General features: G+C 72.8%; 21 protein-coding genes. 8 read left to right on the plus strand and 13 right to left on the minus strand.

Annotated elements, in window-relative coordinates; genetic code table 11:
• The first annotated feature begins 38 nt into the window (after positions 1–38).
• Positions 39–233, plus strand: coding sequence for a DUF5397 family protein (locus tag MFF55_RS22325; RefSeq protein WP_238246318.1), 195 nt, complete (start codon positions 39–41; stop codon positions 231–233).
• A gap of 303 nt (positions 234–536) precedes the next feature.
• Here MFF55_RS22325 and MFF55_RS22335 read toward each other — a convergent pair whose 3' ends face one another.
• A complete protein-coding gene (locus tag MFF55_RS22335; protein ID WP_238246319.1) occupies positions 537–1460 on the minus strand; it encodes an RgsD C-terminal domain-containing protein in 924 nt (307 codons plus the stop codon).
• A 157-nt stretch (positions 1461–1617) separates the two neighbouring features.
• Between MFF55_RS22335 and MFF55_RS22340 the strand changes: the two genes are divergently transcribed.
• Entirely contained in the window at positions 1618–2181 is a 564-nt protein-coding gene (locus MFF55_RS22340; protein ID WP_238246320.1) for a nitroreductase family protein, read from the plus strand.
• Between the two features lie 4 nt (positions 2182–2185).
• On the plus strand, positions 2186–2797 hold the full coding sequence (locus tag MFF55_RS22345) for a flavin reductase family protein (RefSeq protein WP_238246321.1): 612 nt from the start codon (positions 2186–2188) through the stop codon (positions 2795–2797).
• 10 nt (positions 2798–2807) lie between these two features.
• Here MFF55_RS22345 and MFF55_RS22350 read toward each other — a convergent pair whose 3' ends face one another.
• Positions 2808–3437 carry an aldolase/citrate lyase family protein gene (locus tag MFF55_RS22350; RefSeq protein WP_238246322.1) on the minus strand — a complete coding sequence of 210 codons (630 nt, stop codon included), beginning with the start codon at positions 3435–3437 and terminating at the stop codon, positions 2808–2810.
• Positions 3438–3583: 146 nt separating this feature from the next.
• Here MFF55_RS22350 and MFF55_RS22355 point away from each other — a divergent pair, with 146 nt between their 5' ends.
• Positions 3584–4645, plus strand: a complete 1062-nt coding sequence (locus tag MFF55_RS22355; RefSeq protein ID WP_238246323.1) for a lytic transglycosylase domain-containing protein — start codon at positions 3584–3586, stop codon at positions 4643–4645.
• Entirely contained in the window at positions 4642–6180 is a 1539-nt protein-coding gene (locus MFF55_RS22360) for a DUF2336 domain-containing protein (RefSeq protein ID WP_238246324.1), read from the plus strand. Before MFF55_RS22355 ends, MFF55_RS22360 begins: the two co-directional genes overlap by 4 nt.
• A 274-nt stretch (positions 6181–6454) precedes the next feature.
• Here MFF55_RS22360 and MFF55_RS22365 read toward each other — a convergent pair whose 3' ends face one another.
• Positions 6455–7225, minus strand: coding sequence for an NAD kinase (locus MFF55_RS22365; RefSeq protein ID WP_238246325.1), 771 nt, complete (start codon positions 7223–7225; stop codon positions 6455–6457).
• A gap of 97 nt (positions 7226–7322) precedes the next feature.
• On the opposite strand from MFF55_RS22365, the gene cutA reads away from it, so the two are divergent.
• On the plus strand, positions 7323–7655 hold the full coding sequence (gene cutA / locus MFF55_RS22370; protein ID WP_238246326.1) for a divalent-cation tolerance protein CutA: 333 nt from the start codon (positions 7323–7325) through the stop codon (positions 7653–7655).
• A 294-nt stretch (positions 7656–7949) separates the two neighbouring features.
• Here cutA and MFF55_RS22375 read toward each other — a convergent pair whose 3' ends face one another.
• The 10 genes from MFF55_RS22375 to croR form a co-directional block, all read right to left on the minus strand.
• Positions 7950–8162 (minus strand): DUF4287 domain-containing protein, encoded by a 213-nt coding sequence (locus MFF55_RS22375; protein ID WP_238246327.1) that lies wholly within the window; start codon positions 8160–8162, stop codon positions 7950–7952.
• Positions 8163–8287: 125 nt separating this feature from the next.
• A complete protein-coding gene (locus tag MFF55_RS22380) occupies positions 8288–9448 on the minus strand; it encodes a glycosyltransferase family 2 protein (protein ID WP_238246328.1) in 1161 nt (386 codons plus the stop codon).
• On the minus strand, positions 9445–10203 hold the full coding sequence (locus MFF55_RS22385) for a lysophospholipid acyltransferase family protein (protein WP_238246337.1): 759 nt from the start codon (positions 10201–10203) through the stop codon (positions 9445–9447). Before MFF55_RS22385 ends, MFF55_RS22380 begins: the two co-directional genes overlap by 4 nt.
• 56 nt (positions 10204–10259) lie before the next feature.
• Complete coding sequence (locus tag MFF55_RS22390) at positions 10260–11798, minus strand: phytoene desaturase family protein (RefSeq protein WP_238246329.1); 1539 nt, start codon at positions 11796–11798, stop codon at positions 10260–10262.
• Positions 11799–11904: 106 nt separating this feature from the next.
• Positions 11905–13107, minus strand: a complete 1203-nt coding sequence (locus MFF55_RS22395) for an ABC transporter permease (protein WP_238246330.1) — start codon at positions 13105–13107, stop codon at positions 11905–11907.
• A complete protein-coding gene (locus MFF55_RS22400) occupies positions 13104–14054 on the minus strand; it encodes an ABC transporter ATP-binding protein (protein ID WP_238246331.1) in 951 nt (316 codons plus the stop codon). Before MFF55_RS22400 ends, MFF55_RS22395 begins: the two co-directional genes overlap by 4 nt.
• A 14-nt stretch (positions 14055–14068) precedes the next feature.
• On the minus strand, positions 14069–14500 hold the full coding sequence (locus MFF55_RS22405) for a DUF2141 domain-containing protein (RefSeq protein WP_238246332.1): 432 nt from the start codon (positions 14498–14500) through the stop codon (positions 14069–14071).
• On the minus strand, positions 14497–16077 hold the full coding sequence (crtI, locus tag MFF55_RS22410) for a phytoene desaturase family protein (protein WP_238246333.1): 1581 nt from the start codon (positions 16075–16077) through the stop codon (positions 14497–14499). Before crtI ends, MFF55_RS22405 begins: the two co-directional genes overlap by 4 nt.
• Positions 16078–16186: 109 nt before the next feature.
• Positions 16187–16972, minus strand: a complete 786-nt coding sequence (locus tag MFF55_RS22415; protein ID WP_373874854.1) for a TrmH family RNA methyltransferase — start codon at positions 16970–16972, stop codon at positions 16187–16189.
• Positions 16973–17216: 244 nt separating this feature from the next.
• Positions 17217–17696 (minus strand): 3-hydroxybutyryl-CoA dehydratase, encoded by a 480-nt coding sequence (gene croR / locus MFF55_RS22420; protein WP_238246334.1) that lies wholly within the window; start codon positions 17694–17696, stop codon positions 17217–17219.
• 158 nt (positions 17697–17854) lie between these two features.
• On the opposite strand from croR, the gene MFF55_RS22425 reads away from it, so the two are divergent.
• Positions 17855–18472 (plus strand): cation efflux transmembrane domain-containing protein, encoded by a 618-nt coding sequence (locus tag MFF55_RS22425; protein WP_238246335.1) that lies wholly within the window; start codon positions 17855–17857, stop codon positions 18470–18472.
• A gap of 16 nt (positions 18473–18488) precedes the next feature.
• Complete coding sequence (locus MFF55_RS22430; RefSeq protein WP_238246336.1) at positions 18489–19334, plus strand: metallophosphoesterase; 846 nt, start codon at positions 18489–18491, stop codon at positions 19332–19334.
• Positions 19335–19695 lie beyond the last annotated feature (361 nt).

Here is a 19695-nt window from a genome sequence, read left to right on the forward strand (position 1 = left end):
AGGTCGTCTTTTTCGCCCATAGTCACTATGATCCCGTCATGAGGCAGGCTGCTCTTGAGAGCCTGATCGGTACATGGCGCCGGTTTGGCCTGATCGGTCCGGTCTATGAAATCGTCGGAATCGGCGAGACCTTGCCCGCCGGCGATCAAGCCATGCGGGTGAGGGTGCTGGAGACGAACGAGGAGGTCGACTACCGCCTGAGCAACCTCCTCGACGACCCAACCGAGGTTTGATGTTCGCCATCGCGTTCGATCTCGTGGTGGCCGAGACGCAATTGCACCACCCCAAGAGCGTTGCCCAGGCCTATGCTGATATCCGTGCCACGCTCGACCGCTACGGTTTCGCGTAGATTCAAGGCAGGCTCTACGTCAGCAGGAACGAGGACCTGGCGGTTCTCTTCGCGGCGATTACGGCACTGAAAGCGCTGTCATGGTTCCCGCCATCGGTTCGGGACATCCGGGCCTTCCGCATCGAACAATAGTCGGATTTCACCACGCTCGTGAAATCCTGACGACGATCGTCACGCCCCTTGAGTTTCAGGACGCCCTCGCCACCACCTCGATATCCCGATCGAGCCCGCTCTCGACCTTGAACTCGCGGGTGAAGACCTGCCCGTCGTGGCGGGCGATGAGGACGTAGTCGCCCTCGGCCAGCGTCACGGCCGGGAAGGCGCCGATCGCCTCGCGGATGGTGTCGCCGCCGGGCGTCAGCACGCTGAAGGCCGTCCCGGCGAAGGCCTCGGCGCCGGGGGCGGCCACGAGCTTAAGGGTCACGGTCGCGGCCCGGTGGTTGAGCGTCGCGTCGGTGACCTTGCCGTTCTCGACCTTGAGGTCGGCGCGCTGGATCGCGTTCGACTCCCCGTAGGTCGAGACCACGTGGTAGGTGCCCTCGGGCAGGCGCACGAGCTCGCCCGCCTTGACGCCGCTGCGCACGAGGCGCCCTTCCGAATTGGTCCCGATCGGCACGAAGACCGAGAAGGCGAGCTGGGCGCCGGGAATGCGCACCTCGCCGATGGCGCCCGAGAGCTTGAGCGCCCCGGCGCTCACCTTGACCTGGTCGCTCACCGGCGCGCCCGCCATCACGATGCGCTTCGAGGCGCTGGCGAAGCCGTAGGTGACGGTCGCGACGTAGGAGCCGGGCGAGAGGGTGAAGCTCGGATCGGCGGCGCTCGAGCGCGCGACGATCGCGGGTCGGCCCGCGTCGGTACGGTCCTCGTAGATGCGCCAGGCGAGGCCCGAGCGCAGCGGCCGGTCGCTGCCCGCGAGGGTCGCGGTGAGGCTGAGGGGCGCTTCGCCCTCCAGGGTCGGGGCGGGAAGCTGCGGCCCCGTCACCGAGGGGGAGGGCAGGGTCTGGGGCAGGGGCGTGGCGAAGGGGCCGGCCTCCTGGGCGAGGCCGAGGCCCGGGGACAGGGCGGCCCACAGCGCCAGGGTGCGGCTGAGCCTCGGTCCCGCCCGCTCCATCCCGGATCTCCGTCCCACCGCGCCGTTGCGTCCCGATTGCCAACCTGCCCGCGCCGCGCCATGTCGTCCCGGGTACGGGTCCGAGCCTTGGCGCCGGACAATGGCAGCGGCAAGGCCGGACGCTCTCGACCGGCCCGATCCCAACCGAAAAGTTGCGATGAACCCGACCCTCGACCTCCTGCGCACCCGCCGTTCCGTCGCCCCGCCCCGGCTGGGCGGACCCGGCCCGACCTCAGCGGAACTCGACGCGCTGCTCGCCGCCGCCTCGCGGGTGCCCGATCACGGCAAGCTCGCGCCCTGGCGCTTCGTCGTGATCGAGGGCGAGGCGCGGTCGCGCATCGGCGAGGCCATCGCGCGGGCCTATGCGGCCGACAATCCGGGCGCCGACGCCGCCCGGCTCGACCTCGAGCGCGGGCGCCTGGCCCATGCGCCCACCGTCGTGGCCGTGGTCTCGCGGGCGGGGCCCCACGTGAAGATCCCGGAATGGGAGCAGGTGCTCTCGGCCGGCGCCGTCGCGATGACCCTGGTGATCGCCGCGAACGCGGCCGGCTTCGCCACCGCCTGGCTGACCGAGTGGTTCGCCTACGACCGGCGCGTCCTCGACGCGCTCGGCCTCGACCCGCGCGAGAGGCTCGCCGGCTTCGTGCATGTCGGGCGCCCGCAGGAGGTGCCGAGCGACCGTCCCCGGCCGGTCCTCGCCGAGATCGTGACGAGGCTCTAGGCGGATGCACTACGATGCCGAGAGCCGGACGCTGCGCCACAACCCGCTGAAGGCCCTCGTCGCGCCGCGCCCGATCGGCTGGATCAGCGCGATGAACCGCGAGGGCGCGCTGAACCTCGCGCCCTACTCGTTCTTCAACGCGGTGGCCGGCGACCCCGACATGGTGATGTTCTCCTCCTTCGGACGGAAGGACGCGCTCGCCTTCGCGGAGGAGGGCGGCGAGTTCGTCTGCAACCTGGCGACCTTCGACCTGCGCGAGGCGATGAACGCCACCTCGGCGCCCCTGGAGCGCGGCGACAGCGAATTCGCCTTCGCGGGGCTGGCCACGGCGCCCTCGCGAAAAGTCCGGCCGCCTCGCGTCGCCGCGGCGCCGGCCGCCATCGAGTGCCGCTGGGTGCAGACCGTGCCGCTGGTGCCGCTCGGGGGCGGGGAGGCGAGCTACTTCATGGTGATCGGGCAGGTGGTCTCTATCTACGTCGACGATGCCTACGTGGTCGAAGGCCGGGTCGATACGGGCGCCATGCGCCCGATCCTGCGGGGCGGCTACCAGGATTACTTCGTCGCGACGCCCGAGACCCGGTTCGAGCTGAGCCGGCCGCCGGGCGCCGGGGGCTGACCATGGCATGTCACCGGGACGCGATCCGCGCGGCGTGATCCGGGCTCCTCGCGAGCTTGGCGCCGAAGCCGTCGCGCCTTGCCGCGGCGAGTTCCGCGAGGAGCCCGTCACCCTCGGCCGGATAGGCGGTGTCGATCGCCTCGACCCCTGCGGCGGCGGCGGCGAGGCGCACGAGGCCGCGGGCCTGCAGGAGCGGCGGGATCAGGCCGCCGGCATCCCGCGCGGCCGGGGCGCCGATCCCGGCGGCGAGCGCCTCCGCGTCCCAGGCGATGCCGGCAAGGCGCGGGCTCGCCCCCGCGAGGCTGGATAGGCCGAGCACGCCGCGCGCCGTCCCGACCATGGCGAGGATGCCCGTCGCGCCGTCGGCCAGGCCCGCCTCCGCTTCCAGCACCGCGAGGCGGGCGCCGAGGCGGGCGACGTCGCGCCCGCCCTCGCAGCGGGCGAGGACGATGCCGTCGGGCCGGAGCGCCGACGCGGCGGCGAGGTCGTCGTCGGGCGCGTGGACCCGAAGGTAGAGGGAAACCTGCCCGCGCGCCGTCGGGACGGTCCCTTCGTGGAGCGTCGCCGCGTCGAGGACGAGGGCGCTGGCGGCACCGTATGGCGCCCGCGACGCCGCCGGCGCGATCAGGAGCGCGCGCACGCGCCGCTCGGAATGGGAAGGGAAGCCGCTTTCGTCATTCAAGCTTCCTTTACCATACTGGAACAAAATCCGCCCTCGGGATGAGCCGCATTCGGGCGGTCCCGCGCTGCGCCGGGTCCGGCGCGGCGTCCTCAGCCGGACGGTGCATGTTCCTCTTCACCACGCCCCCCGCGACGAACCGCGATGCCGGCGCCGGCCGCGATGCGGTCGCGCGGAGTGCGGCGCCGGCCGGATCGGCGGGCGTCGTCGAGGCGATCCGCGACGGGGCTCAGACGACGGGCATCGGCTTCGACTACCTGCTGGCCACGGCCAAGCGCGAATCCGCCCTCGATCCGTCCGCCAAGGCGGGCACCTCGTCGGCCACCGGCCTGTTCCAGTTCATCGAGCAGACCTGGCTCGGCGTGATGAAGAATGCCGGGCCCAAGCTCGGCCTGCAGCCCTATGCCGACGCGATCACGGCGCGGCCCGACGGCAGCTACGCCGTCGAGGATGCGAGCGCCCGGCAGACCATCCTCGACCTGCGCCGCGACCCCAAGATCGCCGCGACCATGGCCGGCGCCCTGACCCAGCGCAACCGCGAGGCCCTGACCGGCAGCCTCGGCCGCGAGCCGACGGGCGGCGACCTCTACGCCGCGCATGTCCTCGGCGCGCGGGGAGCGGCGGCCCTCATCAACACGGCGCAGGCGAGCCCCGCCCGGGCGGCGGCCCTCGACATGCCGGAGGCGGCGGCCGCCAATCGCGGGCTGTTCTACGACAAGGCCGGCCGGCCGCGGGGCGCGGCCGAGCTCTACGCGCTGCTCGCCACGAGCCAATCGGGGGCGCGGCCCGTCGCGGCCGGCCCGGACGTGCCCGACACCGCGACGGCCTACGCGGCCTACGATGGCGGCGGCCTGCGCGCCATGTTCCAGACCGACCGGCGCCAGGGCGCGGTCTCGGAGGGCGTCGCGCGCCTCTGGCAGGGCCGCTCCGCCGAGACGGCTCGCGCCGCGCCGAGCTACTTTCCGCGCTCCGACGCCTCCGTGACCGGCGCCGTCGCGGTGGCTGCGCCGACCGCCTCGCCGGCGACGACGGAGACCGCGGCCACGCCGGCGACCGCCGCGGCCCTTGTCGGATCGCCGCTGCCGCCGCGGCGCCCGGCCGAATTCGCGACCGCACAGGTCGCCTCGCGCGAACCCTCCCTCTTCACGACGACCCGGAGCGGTCCATGATCATCCGTCAGTTCCTCGCCTGGACCCAGGACACGTCGCCCACCCGTCGGGCCGAGGCCGCCGCGGCGCTGGCCCGGGCCTACCTCCACGGCGGTCTCGGAGAGGAGGCCGCCTGGGAGGCGAAGACCGCGATCCTCGCGCTCCTCGACGATCCCGCGCCGGCCGTGCGCCGGGCTCTCGCGGAGGCCTGCGCGTCCTGCGCCAACGCCCCCCGGGCGCTCGTCGTGGCGCTGTCGGCGGACCAGCCCGAGATCGCCGGCCTGGTGCTCGCCCGCTCGCCCGTGCTCACCGACGCGGACCTCGTGGACGGCGTCGCCATCGGCTGCGCGGCGACCCGGACGGCGATCGCCGGCCGCGCGGACCTGTCGCCGGCCGTCGCCGGTGCGCTGGCGGAGATCGGCGAGCCGGCCTCGCTGATCGCGCTTGCGCGCAACCACGGCGCGGTGATCACCACCGGCACCCTGCTGCGCATGATCGAGCGCCACGGCGGCGACGCGCCCCTGCGCGAGGCGCTGCTCCGTCGGCCGGGCCTGCCCTTGGAGGTCCGCCAGGCGGTGACGGCGCGGCTCGCGCAATCGCTCTCCGCCTTCGCCGTGGAGGCGGGCTGGCTCTCGCCCGTGCGCAGCGAGCGCGCGGGGCGCGAAGCCCGCGAGCGGGCGACCCTGGCGCTCAGCGTCGACGCGCATCCCATCGACGTCGCCCGGCTCGTGACGCATCTGCGCGGCAACGGCCAGCTCAATGCCGGCCTGCTCCTGCGGGCGATCCTCTCGGGCCGGATGGCCTTCGTGGAAGCCGCGCTCGCCAACCTCTCCGGGCTCGGGCCCGACCGGGTCGCCGGCCTGATGCAGGAGGCCTCGGGCTCCGGCTTCGTGGCGCTCCACCGCCGCGCCGGGCTGCCGGCGGCCCTGCTGCCGGCCTTCACCGCCGCCCTCTCGGCCTGGCGCGAGGCCGGCCGCGGCGCCCACGAGCTCACGGCGTCGGGGCTCTCGCGAAAGATGATCGAGCGCGCGCTCACCGCCTGCGAGGCGATGCCCTTCGCCGAGGCGCAAAGCGTGATGGCGCTGCTCGCCCGCTACGAGGCGGAGGCCGCGCGCGAGGAGGCCCGCGCCGCCGCAAAGGTCCTGGGCAGCGAGGCCCGGGAGGCGGCGGAGCTGGAATCGGAGATCCTCGAGGTCGAGTGGCGCGAGGCGCAGCGGCAGGTGACCTACGAGGCCTCGTGGTCGCGACCCGTGGTCGCCGCGGCCGAAGCCACCGTGGAGGCCGAAGCGGTCGTCGCCGAGGCGGCGCCAATCATCGCCGAGGCGTTGCCCGCAGCGGCGGACGCTGAAACCGATGCCGCCGACGCCGGAGCCGCGGCAGGCGAGGAGGCGCCGCGCGCCATCGATGCGGTGCTCGATGCCCTGCCGGACGCCATCCTCGCGAGCTTCCGCGAGGACCGCGAGCGGCAGCGCGCCGCGGCCGTCCTCGACGCGATCCCCGGCGACCTGATCGCCAGCTACCGCGAGGACCGCGAGCGGGTGCGCCTGGCGGCCTGAGGCGCGGCGGGGTCGAACCCCAGGGCTCCGAACTCGGGCTAACCGCGAGCCTTCTTCGCGCAGGGCACGACCGCTCTGACCACCAAACACAGTCATTCCGGGGCGCTGCAGGCGAACCCGGAATCCAGAACCGCCGACAGAGCCATGCTTGGAGCAGATCGCGGTTATGGCTTCCGGGTTCCGCTCTGCGGCCCCGGAATGACGCGATTGGTTTTCGTTCCGTTGTCGAACGCGATGTTGACCTGAGTTCGAGGCCCCGGTTCGAACCCCCGGCTCACCCGAACTGCTCGCGCAGGATGCGCTCGTCCAGGCTGTGGCCGGGGTCGTGGAGGAGGACGAGGTCGGTGTCGTGGTCGAGCCAGGTCTCGACGCTGGCGGTGCGCCGGAACTCGGTGTGGTCGGCCACCGCCGCCACGGGGCGATGCTCGGCGTCGATGACGTCGATCCGGATGCGGGCGTAGTCGGGCAGGAGGGCGCCGCGCCAGCGCCGCGGCCGGAAGGCCGAGATCGGGGTGAGCGCCAGGAGCTGCGCGTTGAGCGGCAGGATGGGGCCGCCGACCGAGAGGTTGTAGGCGGTGGAGCCGGCGGGCGTCGCCGCCAGCACGCCGTCGGCGATGAGCTCGGGCAGGCGCACGTGGCCGTCGACCGAGATCTTGAGCTTGGCGGTCTGGTGGGTCTGGCGCAGCATGTAGACCTCGTTGAGCGCCCGCGCCCGGTGCTCGCGCCCCTCCGTGTCGCGCGCCTCCATCAGGAGCGGGTGGATGATGCTGCAATGGGCGCTCTCGAGGCGGTCGATCAGCCCGTCCTCGCGGAACTCGTTCATCAGGAAGCCGACGGTCCCGCGGTTCATGCCGTAGATCGGCGTGCCGGGCGCCATGAAGCGGTGCAGCGCCTGCAGCATCAGGCCGTCGCCGCCCAAAGCCACCACCACGTCCGCCTCCTCCGGCAGCACGTTGTCGTAGCGACGCATCAGCGCCTCGGCGGCCTGGCGGGCCTCGGGCGTCGGGCTCGCGATGAAGGCGATCCGGTGGAAGCGCCGCGACATGGAGCCTCGTTGAGCCTGTTGACGCGCCGCCCGCGCCGCGCGTCTCGTGTCCCGACCGCGCGAAACCGCCCGCGCCCTCGGACCCAAGGGACATAGCATGGAGCGTCCGCACCTCGTCTACACCACCTTTCCCGACGCGGCGACGGCGCTCGCCGTCGGCGAGGCCCTGGTGCGGGCGCGGCTGGCCGCCTGCGTCAACGTCCTGCCCGGCATGGCCTCGGTCTATGCCTGGAAGGGCGCGATCGAGCACGGCGCGGAGGTGGTCGCGATCCTGAAGACCCGGGAATCCCTGAGCGCGGCGCTCGCCGCGGCGCTGAAGGAACGCCACCCTTACGAGACGCCGATCATCCTGCACCTCGCGGTCGCGGAGGCCGACCCGGACACCGCGGCCTGGATCCTGGCGGAGACGGGCGGAGGTTCCGCCTCCTGACGTCGCGACGTCGTCGCGGCCGCCCGTGAGGTCCCATGACGGTCCGATGGGGTCTCCGATGGATCGCCGGCTGCGCGGCCCTTTCCCGGACGCCTGGAGCGTAGCGGAAGGTGATCCGGGACCTAGCGAGTGGAGTGCCGCGGCAGCGGCGCATGACCGGCGGCGAACAGGGTTCGGACGCTTCGCGACTTCTCGTGCTGGGCCCCGGATCGGGTTCCGCTACCGCTCCACCCGTCCGGGGAAGGGCGCAGCCAGGCAACCCGCGCGATCAATCAGGATCCGTTCGAGCGTGGGTTACGCCTTGTCCTGAGCCAGGGTGTACGCGACGACGGCATTGGCGTGACCGTGCCCCATGCCGTGCTCGTTCTTCAGCATCGCCACGAGCTCCACGTGCTTGGCCGGACCGGCCTTCCGCACCAGCGCCTGCCAGTCCGTGATCGGGCGTCCGTACCTCTTCTCGATGGAGGGAAAGTAGGAGGCAGGTCCCTTGACCGGTTCGTCTGGCATCGCCCTGTCGTCCCCACTCTCGCCACCCCTCGACATTCTCCGCGCCGCCCCATGGAACGCAAGGGCATGCCGGCGCAGGGTCGGGGTAGGCGTCGCACCATTCCCACCGGGCCGTCACGGGCGGATCAACGCGGCCTTGGGGCGGTCTCGGCGGTCGTCGCCTTCTCGGACCCGACCGGATAGCTCCGCCCCTTCCAGACCGCGGCGCCCGCCCGCTTCTTGCGCAGGAGCACGTTCCACTGGATCGCCAGCGCCACGAGCACGGTCGCCGGGTGCAGCGGGATGGTCGCGGCGGGCTCGCGGGTGACGAGGGTGATCGCGGCCCGCGTCGCCAGCGCGATCAGCAGGGCGGCCGCCGCGACGAGTCCCGCCGCATCCGAGACGAGACCGACGAGGGCGGCGAGCACGAGGAGCGCCGGCAGGACCTGCCCGCCGAAGAGCAGCAGCGTCCAGACCGGCAGGGCGCGGGGCGTCGCCATGCCCTCGTGGGCGTTCTTGGAAAAACCCGCCCAGGCCTCGCGGAAGCCACGGTACATCCGGCAGGTCGCCAGCGCGTGGCCGGCCACGAGGTCGGTGCGGTGGCCGGCCGTCCGCAGGAGCCGGGGCAGGACGACGCCGTCATGCAGGGAGGTGCGGATGGCGCCGTGGCCGCCCGTGGAACGATAGGCGTCCGCCGCGAACATCACGAGCTGGCCGCAGGCGGCGCCCAGCGCCGGACGGGGGTCCCGGCGCATCATCGGCACCGGCAGGTAGCCGACGAGCAGGAAGTTGATCATCGGCACCGTGAGCCACTCGCCGAGCGAGCCCATGCGCTGGCGCGGCACGCCGCTGACGAGCGCCGCGCCTTCCTTCGCGGAATGGGCGGCGAGCGCGGCGGCGGCGGCGGGCTCCAGGGTGACGTCGGCATCGATGAAGAGGAGTCGGTCGCCCCCGGCTTCGGCGGCGAGCGCCGCGCAGGCGTGGTTCTTCCCCGTCCAGCCCTCGGGCAGGGCCGGCACGGCGACGAGCCGAAGCCGAGGATCGCGGGCGGCGATGGCCCGGACGATCTCCGCGGTGGCGTCCGTCGAATGGTCGTCGCCGACGAGCACCTCGACCGGGATGCCCCGGCTGGCCAGCGCCGCCTCGACGGTGGCGGCGATGGTCGTCGCCTCGTTGCGGGCCGGGATCAGGATCGAGACGGTGCCCGACGCCGCCTCCGGCTCGGGCGTGCGCAGGGCGCTGAGGTTGATCAGGGCGAGGACGGCCGGGAGGAGGGCGAGCGCGAGGGCCAGCAGGGCGAGGATCAAGGGGCGTGGTCTCCCGCCGGGCCGGGGCGATGCGCGGGATCGAAGCGGCGCCCGGTCGTCGCCGCGCGCAGGCGCCGCCAGAGGTCGTAGATGCCGCCGACGCCCTTGGTGCCGGAGGCGAGCGCGGCGAAGCGCTCGGGCTCGCGGGCGACGACGTCGCGGCCGAGGCGGTCGAGGGTCGCGGTCAGCGCCTCCTCGAGCCGGGCAAGGCGCTCCGCCCGGGGCAGGGCCAGCAGCTCCGCGGCCGGGATCGGCGTCCCGAAGGCGGCGAAGGCTTCCGCACCGCGCTCGTCCCAGAAGGCGTATTCGAGGGCGAGCGGCAGGAACAGGGCGTCGGGCGCGATCTCGGGCAGGTGGGCGACGCCCGGGCGCAGCCCCAGGGGGCGCCGGCGCGCGTCGGCGAAGCGCCCTTGCGCCGTGATCCAGAGCATCCGGCCGGGCCTCGCCAGGATGCTGCGCGAGGCCTTGAGGAACTGGATTGCGCCGCGCGCCGAGTCGAGGTCGACCGCGAAGGCGCCGATCCGCGCGAAGACGCCGTAGCGCTCCAGCATCCGCGCGTCGAAGGGCGCGTGGCTGACGCGCCTTGGGAAGAAGCCGTGGGCGAGGAGGACGAGCACCGCCGCGTCCCACCAGGACGGGTGGTTGAGGTAGACCACGATGGGGCCGGGATGGTCCGCCCCCTCGGGCCGGCCCCAGCGGGCGATCCGGAGCGCGTTCAGGTGCCGGCGCAGGAAGCGGCCGAAGTAGAAGACCATGAACCGCCAGGCGACGGCCGAGCGGGCCTGGGAGGGGTCCGCGTCCGCCGCGCGGCTCACGCGGCGCTCAGATCCGCCTTGGCCGAGGCGCCGCGGGCGTCGCTGTCGAGGGCGTCAGCGGCGATCCAGCCCGACATCATCACCATCGGCATGCCGGGCCCGGGATGGGCGGCGCCGCCTGCGAGGTAGAGGCCGCGCACCTGCCGCGAGCGGTTGCCAGGCTTGAAGGCGCCCATCATCTTGCCGTGCGAGGCGAGGCCGTAGATCGCCCCGTTCAGCACCTTGTAGCGCTCGTGGATGTCCTGCGGCGTCAGGTAGCGCTCGACCACGATGCGCTCCTCCAGGTCCGGCATCCCCGCCGTGCGCTTGAGCTTGTCCAGGATCACCTGCCGGTAGGCCGGGAACATCTTCTTCCAGTCGTGGTGCGGCCGAAGATACGGGGTATGGACGAGGACGTAGAGCGCCTCGCCGCCCTCTGGCGCCACGGACGGATCGGTGGAGGAGGGCGCCGCGAGGTAGGCGGTCGGATCGGGGGCCGGCTCGCCCTTGCGGTAGATGTAGTCGAACTCCTCCTCCGGATCGCGGGAGAAGACGAAGTCGTGGTGGTTCAGGTGCGGGTACGCGCGGTTGAGCCCGAGATAGAGCACGACGCCGGAGCAGGCCGGCTCGAAGCTCTTCTTCTCGTAGGCACGGCCGACCTCGCCGCCGACGAGCTCGCGATAGGTGCGCACGGAATCCATGTTGGAGATCACCGCGTCGAAGGCGGTTGTTCCCGCCTTCGTGCGCACGCCCGTCACCGCGCCGTTCTCGATGGCGAGGCCCGCGACCTCCTCGTCGGGCTTCAGCGTCGCCCCGAGCTCGCCGGCAAGCTTCGCCAGGGCTTCCGCCACGGCGCGGGTGCCGCCCATCGGGTACCAGACGCCCTCGGCGGTCTGCATGTGGGCGATGGCGCAGAGCACCGCCGGCGCGCCGTAGGGCGAGGAGCCGACATATTGCACGAAATGGTCGAGCATCTGCGCGAGCCGCGCATCCTTGACCTTGCCGCGGATCGTCGACGCCACGGTGGCGTGCATGCGAAGGCTCAGCACATCGCGGAGCGTGCCCGGATTCATGTTGGCGCGGATGTTGATCGTGTCGAACAGGTCCTCGACGGGCTTCCAGAAGAAGAACCGTTCCGAGACCCCGTGTAGGTGCTCGGAGATGCCGATGAACTTCTTGTAGCCCTCGCCGGCTCCCACGCCGGGGACGAAGCGGTCCATCTCGGCGGCCATGGCGGCGACGTCCTGCATCAGGTCGATCCGGCTGCCGTCGTCGAAGAAGCAGCGCCATTGCGGGTCGAGCCGGCGCAGGTCGAGGTAGTCGTTGATGTCGCGCCCGGCCTCCTGGAAGATGCGCTCCAGCACCTTCGGCACGGTGAGGATGGTCGGCCCCATGTCGAAGCGGAAGCCGCCCTCGTGCAGCACCGCCGCCTTGCCGCCGAGCCAGCCGTTCTTGTCATAGAGCGTGACCTTGTGCCCGCGCGCCGCGCTCACGCAGGCGGCCGCGAGGCCCCCGAGACCGGATCCGACGACGGCAACTCTGGACTCGGACCGCATCTTGTCATGGCCTCCCACGGCGCGGCCTGTGCCTTACGCCAGCGGCGAAGCTAGGCCGATTGTCATTCCCGTCAACGCGATACCCGGTCGCGTCTCTTTTGCTGTCTCAACCCACCCGCCGCGCCACGAGCCCCACCGCCGCGACGAGCCCCAGCGCGGCGACCGTCGTCATCACGCCCCAGGCGGGCAGGGCGGCGGCCGCACCGTCGTTGAGCGCGGCCTGGTAGGCTTCGATCGCCCAGGCATTGGGCGTGAACCAGCCCGCCTCCTGCAGCCAGGGCGGCATCAGGAAGCGCGGCACCATGCTGCCGCCCACGGCCGAGAGCAGCAGCACGCCGAAGGTGGCGGCGAGATGGGCCTGCTGGCGGGTCGCGGCCGCGGCGCAGGCGGCGAGCGCCAGCCCCGCCGCCATCGCGGAGACGAGGAGCGAGGTCATCGCCCAGGCCGGCCAGTGCGGGCCGATGGCGACGCCGTAGAGCAGCGCCGCCGTGCCGAAGATGAGCCCGGCCTGGACCAAGCCCTGCAGCACCAGGAAGGCGAACTTGCCGAGCACCACGACGGCGAGCCCGCCGGGCCCGGCCATCAGCCGGTCGGCGAGGCCCGATTGGCGCTCCTCGACGAGGGACATCGCGCCCTGCATGGCGGCGAAGAGCAGGAACACGGCGGTGATGGCGCCGGCGTAATAGGCGACTTGGTCGTTGGTGTTGCCGGTCGCCGTCGAGCGGCGCTCCACCAGGGAGGCGAAGGAGAACGGCTCCTTGCGGGCGCTCTGCTCGGCGAAGGCTTCGGCCAGGAAGGCGCGCTCGTCGGCCCCGATCTTGCCCGAGCGCTCGACGTCGGCGACGATCCGCGAGAGCACGACGTCCGGCAGGGCCGCGTTGAGGACGCGCTGCAGCTGCCCCAGCGCGATCGGCGTCGCGAGCGCCCGGGCGGGGTTCTCGATGAGGATCACGGGCCGATCGTCGGCGCCGACGGGTCCGGTCCCCGCCGCGAGCTCGCCGCGCAGGACGAGGGCGGCGTCGACCTCGCCGCGGCGCACGCCCTCGGCCGCCTCCGTGATCGAGCCGGCGCGAAGCCGCGTGACCCGCAGGGCCGGATCGGCCTCGAGCGCCGTCATCAGGCGCTGCGTCGTCGCGGTCCGGGCGAGGTCGGCGATCCCGAGATGGATGCCGATGCGGTCGCCCATCGTGCCGGAGAAGATCGCGGCGAAGATCGCGAAGATCACCGTCGGCAGCACGAAGGCCATGACCAGGGCCGCGCGGTCGCGCACCAAGCTGATCAGCATCACGCGGAAAGCCGCGCCGATCATGCCGCGACCTCGGGGGCGAGCGCGTCCCGGTAGAGCGCCTCGAGCCCGGGCGCCCGGATCCGGACCTCGCTCGCCGGCACGCCGCGCCCGCGCAAGGCGGTGAGGAGCGCCGCCCCGTCGAGGCCCGTCTCGCCCCGATGGATGGCCCGCCAGGTCAGGCCCGTATCGGCCGGCGCGAAGCCGGCGCCGCGCAGAGCGCTCTCGGCGGCGGGGTCCGGCTTGTGGGCGAGGCCGACCTCGTGCTCGGGCGGCCCGGCCCGCACCCGGGCCAACAGCGCGGGGAGCGCGCCCTCGCGCACGATCCGGCCGCGCGCGAGGAAGGCGACGCGGTCGGCGAGGCGCTCGGCCTCGGCGAAGTCGTGGGTGGCGATGAGGATCGCGGTGCCCTGCGCGCGCAGCCGGGCGAGCACGGCGTGGATCGCGGCCCGCGCGTTCAGGTCGACGCCCTGCGTCGGCTCGTCGAGCAGGACGAGCCGGGGGCGCCCGATCAGGCTCGCGGCGATGTTGACCCGGCGCTGGTAGCCCCCGGACAGGAGCCCGACGGGGCGGGAGGCCACCTCGGCGATCCCCGCGAGGTCGAGGGCGTGGCGCACGGCCTCCGGCCGCTCGCGGCGGCCGATCCCGGCGAGCTGCGCGAAGACGCCGAGATTCTCGGCCGCCGTGAGGCGGGGATAGAGCGCGATCTCCTGGGGCACCCAGCCGATGCTGCGGCGGGCACGGGGCTCGCGGTGGGGATCTGCGCCGGCGATCCGGACGCTGCCCCGGTCCGGGGTCAGCCGTCCGGCGACGAGGCGCATCAGCGTGGTCTTGCCGGCGCCGTTCGGTCCCAGGAGAGCCAGGGTCTCGCCGGCGCGAATTGCGCAATCGAGCCCATCGAGGACCGGCTTGCCGTGATAGGCGAGGGCGGCGCCCCTGACGCTCACCAGGGGCTCGGCGCCCGCATCCATGGCGGAGGCGCCCGTCAGCGCGCCGGAAGGGCGCGGGCAAGGCGCAGGCGCAGGCGCAGGCCCGGCTCGCGCAAGCCGAACCGCGCCCGTTCGAAATCGGGCCGGGCGGCCCGCACCGGCTCGCCGGAGAAGCCGTAGGGTTCGAGCGGCAGGCCGAGGCCGGTGCGATCCAGCCGGCCGTTGCCGTTGAGGTCCTGGAACGCGGCGACCGCGTAGGTTCCCGGCGCGACGTCCTCGAAGACGAAGCGCTGGCCCGGGGCCCGGGCGGGAGCGTCCTGCCCGATCCGGCAATCGGCCTCGGAGAGGCCGCCCGCACACAGGCCGACATAGACCCGACCGGCGCCCGGATCGATCCCGTCGAGCTCGACCTCGACGGAGGCGGCCCGCGCCGTGCCGACGAGGACGAGCGTCAGGACCAGGGCCGCAGCCGTGCGGCGGGCGCTCAAGAGGCCTCGCCCGAGGCGGCGAGCGGCGGCGTCGCCGGAATGCCGGTGGCGATCGAGGGGATACGCGCCCCGGCCAGTTCCTCCGTCAGGAGGCGGGCGGTGATGCGGGCGCCCTCGTAGATAACGGGCAGGCCCGAGCCCGGATGCGTGCCTCCGCCGACGAGGTAGAGCCCGGGCCCGAACCGGTTGTGGGGACGGAAGTAGAGCATCTGCATGAGGTCGTGGGCGAGGTTGAAGGTGGCCCCCTCGTGCACGAAGAAGTCGTCCCGCCACTGGGTCGGATCGACGATGCGCTCGTAGCGGATGCGCTCCTCGATATCGCCTAGCCCTAAGAGCTTCAGCCGCTCCAGCACGAGGCGGCGGTAGCTCTCCCGCGTCGCGGGCCAGTCGATGCCGGCCTTGAGATTGGGCACCGGCACCAGGACGTAGAGGCTGGTATGCCCGGGGGGCGCCATGCCGCCGTCGGTGAAGCCCGCGTGCTGCACGTAGAGCGAGGGCTGCATCGGCAGGGTGCCGTCGGTGATCTCGGCGATGTTGCGGGCGTAATCCTCGGCCAGCAGGATGGTGTGGTGGCCGAGCGCCGGGGGCACGCTGCCCTCGATCCCGAGATACATCATGAAGGTCGAGCAGGAGAGGCGAGCCTTGGCGACCTTGGCATCCCGCCAGCGCGGGCGATGCGTCTCGGGCACGAGATCCTGGATGACCTTGGCGAAGTCGCCGTTGATCACGACGGCATCGGCCGCGAGATGCTCGCCCCCCGCGACGACGCCCGTCGCGCGCTTGCCCGTGAAGGTGACGCGGTCGACACCCTGCCTAAGCCGGATGTCGACGCCCATGCGGCGGGCCAGCCCCGCCATCGCCTCCGAGACCGCGCCGCAGCCGCCGACCGGGTGATAGACCCCGTGCTCGTATTCGAGGAACGAGAGGATCGTGAACAGGCTCGGGCAGCGGAAGGGCGACATCCCGAGGTACTTGGTCTGGAACGCGAAGGCGAGGCGGACGCGCGGGTCGGCGAAGTAGCGTTTCAGGTCGCCGTCGACGCTGCGGCCGGGATGCAGGTGGGGGAGGGCGGCGAGCATGCCCGGCGAGGCCATGCTGCGCAGGGTGTGGAAGGCCTGCTCCAGCACGGGCTTGAAGAACTTCAGCTTCACCCGGTTGTCGGCGAAGAAGCGGCGCACGTTCCTGGCGTCGTCCGGCGCGATCCGGGCGACCTCGGCCTCGAGCCGGTCCATGTCGTTCGTCGCGCGGATCTCGCCGCCGCCCTCGAAGACGAGGTGGTATTGCGGGTCGAGCCGCTCGAGCTTGATGTGATCCTCCAGCCGCTCGCCGCACGAGGCGAAGATGTCGGCGAGAATCTGTGGATAGAGGAAGAAAGTCGGGCCGATGTCGAAGCGGTAGCCGCCCGGCGCCTCGACGGTCTTGGTGCGTCCGCCGACCGCCGGATCCTTCTCGAAGATCGTGACATGGATGCCGGCCCGCGCCAGCAGAAGCGCCGTCGCCAGTCCGCCGGGACCGGCGCCGACGATGATGACCCGGCGTCCGGACAGGGTCCGCATGCCGTCCCGTGACTGAAGCAACGCTCGCGACTCCCCTATGCACCGGAGCGATCCGGGTCTTCGCCCCGGCGCTCCGCCCCCTTGAAGATCTTGCCCGTTCAAAGATCTTGTGGGGCAATCTTGGCCACGCTCAAGGTTGCGACAATTGCCACGGATTGTCGCGCGTGGCGAGGTGATGCCCGGCGAGGTGATGGAGCGCGATGGCGCCGGCGGTGGCGACGTTGAGGGAATCGACGCCCGCCGACATCGGGATTCGCAAGGCCCGGCAGCGGGCGATCACCGGCTCCGGCAGGCCCGGCCCCTCGGCCCCGAGGAGGAGGAGCGCGCGCCGCAGCGGCGGCAGCGCGCTCACGGTCTCGCGACCGGCGGGCGTCAGCGCGAGCGGGACGAGGTCGTGCCGCTCCGCGAGCGCGAGGAGCGCGTCGGCGTCGGGCAGGCGCGCGGAGGGGAGCGTCAGGGCGGTGCCGGCCGAGACGCGGATCGCCTTGCGGTAGAGGGGATCGCAGGTCGCGCCATCGAGGAGGACCGCGTCGGCCCCGAGGCCTGCGGCGTTGCGGAACAGGCCGCCGACATTGTCGTGGTTGGTCAGCCCCACGAGGCCGACCAGGATCGCGCGCCCGGGGGAGGGCGGAACCAGCGCGTCGGGAGCGGGCTCGGAGCCGCGCAGGCCGATGGCGAGCACGCCGCGGTGGATCGGGAAGCCGGTGATCGCGCTCATCACGGCGCGGCTGGCGCTGTAGACCGGCGGTGCCTCGGGGAGGGCAGCGACGGCATCCGCGAGCCCGGCGACGCGCTCCTCGGCCAGGAGGATCGATTCGGCGGCGAAGCGGGCGCGTCCGGAGAGCAGCACCCGCAGGGTGACCTCGCCCTCGACGACGAAGCGTCCCGCGCGCCCGACGAGGTCGCGCTCGCGCATCGCGGCGTAGGGCGCGATGCGCGGGTCGGCGGGATCGTCGATGGGGATCGTCTCGATCAAAGGGGCCACAACGCCCCCGAACCGTCGCCATGGTTGGCGCGCCACTCTCCTCCCCCTTGTGGGGAGGAGTTGGAGGTGGGGGTGGCTGGGCGACCCTCGACTGTGTCAGGCGGAACCACCCCCGCCCCGAGCCCCTCCCCACAAGGGGGAGGGGACGCGTACTCGATCCGGCCGTTGATGCCTTTCAAGCGCCTTCCGACCGGCCGCCCATGCGGACGGCCAGGGGATCGGCCTCGGCCTTGGTCGGCACCTTCACCAGCGCTTCGCCGTCGAGCACGATCTCGCTGCCGACCGCGCAGGTGCATTTGAGTCGGGCGCGGCGGCGCTCCGGCACGAGCTCGGCCACCTCGACCGTGACCGACACGGTGTCGCCGATGCGCACCGGCGCGCGGAAGTTGAGGGTCTGGCTGATGTAGACGGCGCCGGGGCCGGGCAGGCGCGTGCCGAGCACCGCCGAGATCAGGCCCGCCGTGTAGAGGCCGTGTGCGATCCGGGTGCCGAAGGGGGTGCGGGCCGCGAAGTGCTCCGAGAGGTGGATCGGGTTGCGATCGCCCGTGATCTCGGCGAAGCCGATGACGTCGGCGGACGAGATCACCTTGTCCAGGGTCTCGGACAATCCGACCTCGAGGTCCTCGAAATACAGGACACGCAGTTCGGGCAACATCGGCGCTCTCCCCCGGCTCTCGATCCTCGGCGCGGCAGGCATCCCGCCTCGCACAGGCGGCGGGGCAAATCCAGCGCGGCCGCGCCTGAAAATCGGTGCTCGACAGGAGAGGCGGGGATGGGCGATGACGCCGCCACCGCGGAGACCTCGCCCGACCCGTGCCCAGACCGTCCCTCCCCGCAGCCGGCCTTCGCCCCGTCGTCGCCCGCGTCGCCGGGCTCAACCTCGGCTATTTCGGCATCGAGATCGCGGTGGCGCTGGCGATCGGCTCGATCGCGCTCATCGCCGACAGCCTCGACTTCCTCGAGGACGCGGCGATCAACCTCCTCATCTTCGCCGGCATCGGCTGGAGCGTGAGGAACCGCGCCCAGCTCGGCGTCGTGCTGGCCGGCATCCTCCTGGTCCCCGGCCTCGCCACGGCCTGGGCGGCCTGGCAGAAGTTCGAGGCGATGATTCCGCCCGAGCCCGTTGCCCTGACGCTGACGGGCCTCGGGGCGCTGGCCGTCAACCTGACCTGCGCCGCGATGCTCGCCCGCCACCGCGACGGCGGCGGCAGCCTGACCCGGGCGGCCTACCTCTCGGCCCGCAACGACGCCTACGCCAACCTCGCGATCATCGCCGCCGGGCTCGTGACCGCGCTGACCCTCTCCGCCTGGCCCGACCTCATCGCGGCGGCCGGCATCGCGATCCTCAACGCGGATTCGGCGGCCGACATCCTGAAGGCCGCCCGTAAGGAGTGGCGCGCGGCGAAGGCGGCCTCCGAGACGGCCTCCTGACAAGGCCGCCCCCGACATGCGCCTGTTCCCGATCTCCGACCTGCACCTCGAGCGCCGCCGGCTCGACCTCATCCCGCCGCCGAGCCAGCCCTTCGACGTCCTCGTCTGCGCCGGCGACCTCCACGAGGGCCGGCCCGAATCGGGGCTCGCGGCCCTGCTGCACCTCGCGGGGGGACGGCCGATCGTGCTGGTGCCGGGCAACCACGAGCGCTACGCCCCGACCGGCGATCCCCGCACCGCGCCGGAGCTGATCGCGGCGCTCGAGGCAGAGGTCGCCCGGATCAACGCGGAGGCGGCGCGGATCACCCTTCTGCAAGGCGGCGCCAGCACGGTCATCGACGGCGTGCGCTTCGTCGGCACCACGCTGTGGAGCGACTGGTCGCTGGCCGGCCGCTGGCTCGGGCCGGAGACGCCCGATGCGCCGGCCGATCCGGTAGCCTATGCCGCCGCTCGGATGACCGATCCGGTCACGGGCTCGCGCGAGTTCCGCGGCGCGATCCGCAACGGCGACGGCACGATCTGGTCGCCGGCGGACGCGATGGCGGCCCATGCCCGCGAGCGTGCGGCTCTCGCGCGGGCACTCTCCGCTCGGCACGAGGGCCCGACGGTGGTCGTCACCCACCACCCGGCGAGCCCGCTCGCGGCCGACGCCTATCGCGACGTCAGCGGCGTGCCCTGGTGGGTGCCGGCCTTCTACGCCACGACCGCGCTCGACGACCTGCCCGAGGCGGATCGTCCGGACCTCTGGGTCTCCGGCCACTTCCATGCCGCGCACGACCTGACGATCGGGCGCACCCGCTGGGTCGCCAACCCGGTCGAGGACGGGGGCTATTCGCCGGAACGGACCATCGCGATCGGGTGACGCGCGAGGTCCGTTCCCGTCGGGAGTTCGGGTGAGTCCCCCCACGCCCTTCCCCGGACGGGTGGAGCGAAAGCGGAACCCGATCCGGGGCCCAGCACGGGACGCCGCGAAGCGTCCGAACCCTTGCGCCGTTCGTCATGAGCCGCGGCCGCGGCCCCTTATTCGCCGGGTCCCGGATCACCTTCCGCTGACGCTCCAGGCGTCCGGGAAAGGGGTGCGGAGATGGGACGCTCCAGGGCTGTCAGTCACACACCTCGTCCCAGCTCCGCTCCGCCGGCGGAGGCCGACCACGTCCGATCCCGATCCGGTCCGACGATTTGTCTTGCTATTATTCCTAAATTATGTTTCTAATCCGTCACCT

Source organism: Methylobacterium iners, from assembly GCF_022179305.1.
GTDB classification, from domain to species: Bacteria; Pseudomonadota; Alphaproteobacteria; order Rhizobiales; family Beijerinckiaceae; genus Methylobacterium; species Methylobacterium iners.